Source organism: Pseudomonas sp. SDO5591_S426, from assembly GCF_054070755.1.
Genome location: NZ_JBSVXD010000406.1, coordinates 1 through 1,168 on the forward strand (window position 1 = coordinate 1; position 1,168 = coordinate 1,168).

The window sequence follows — 1,168 nt, forward strand, 5'->3', positions numbered from 1 at the left end:
CGTTCATCCAGGCAGCCCGCGTCATCGTTGACGTCCATCGCGAGCAGGCTCGCTCCTACAGGGGGCGGTGTGATCCGATCCAGAAAAGGCCATTCACGTTATGAGTAAAACCGTTGCCATCGTGGTCTTCGCCGGTGTCCAGTCGCTGGACGTCACCGGTCCCATGGATGTGTTTTCCGAGGCCAATCGTTTCCTCGCGCCCGAGGATCACTATCGGCTGGAAGTCATCGGCGTGGAGCGTGGGGTGATGGCGTGCTCCAACGGATTGGCGCTGAACGCCCATCGGCATTTCAGCGAGGCGTTGCAGGCTTACGATTTGCTGCTGGTAGCCGGTGGTCCCCAGTTGCCGTTCATGAATTTTGGCGCCGCGTTCGATACCTGGCTGCGTGATGCCTGTGCGCTGGCGCAACGCTTTGGTTCGATATGCAATGGTGCGTTCATGCTTGCTCGGGCAGGACTCTTGGAAGGTAGAACGGTGACAACACATTGGAGCGATGCGGCGGCGCTGGCGACGTTATGTCCGTCGACCCAGGTCGAGGCCGATCGCTTGTACGTGCAGGACGCTGAGCTTTACACCTCAGCCGGGGTCACGGCCGGGATCGACTTGTCGCTGTACCTGCTGGGCCGCGATCACGGACCGGAAGTGGCGTTGAATGTGGCGAAGCGATTGGTGGTGTTCACCCAGCGTTCGGGGGGGCAGTCACAGTTCAGCCCGTTCCTGACGCCCCACGCCGAACCAACTTCAGCAGTGGCGATGGTCCAGCATTACGTGTTGGCCAACTTGACGGGCGACCTGGCCATTGCCGACCTGGCCAACGCGGCCAACATGAGTGCGCGCAATTTTTCCCGGGTGTTCGCCAAGGAAGCGAAAATCACCCCGGCCGAATTCGTCGAGCGGGCGCGGGTGGATGCCGCGCGGGTGATGCTGGAGAGCACCAGCGCCCCGCTCAAGACCGTCGCCTATCAGTGCGGTTTTCGCGATGCCCAGCACATGCGCAGCGTGTTCAACCGCAGGCTGGGAGTGACGCCGCAGCAGTTCAGGCTGAATTTTGCGGCTATGGTTTGAGCCGGGATTTTCTGTCGTCTGACAGGGCCTCATCGCGGGCAAGCCCGCTCCCACAAGAATCTTGGTTGAACACAAATTCTGTGAACAATAAAAAAACCTGTG

At 60.4% G+C, this 1,168-nt stretch carries 1 protein-coding gene; it reads left to right on the forward strand.

Annotation, left to right across the window (positions count from 1 at the left end):
- Positions 1-100 precede the first annotated feature (100 nt).
- Positions 101-1,066 (forward strand): GlxA family transcriptional regulator, encoded by a 966-nt coding sequence (locus ACW9JC_RS30320; RefSeq protein WP_338583748.1) that lies wholly within the window; start codon positions 101-103, stop codon positions 1,064-1,066.
- Positions 1,067-1,168: the final 102 nt, after the last annotated feature.

Excerpts from the sequence above, each read along its gene's own strand:
- ACW9JC_RS30320 (WP_338583748.1), top strand. The coding sequence starts at position 101 with ATGAGTAAAACCGTTGCCATCGTGGTCTTCGCCGGTGTCCAGTCGCTG.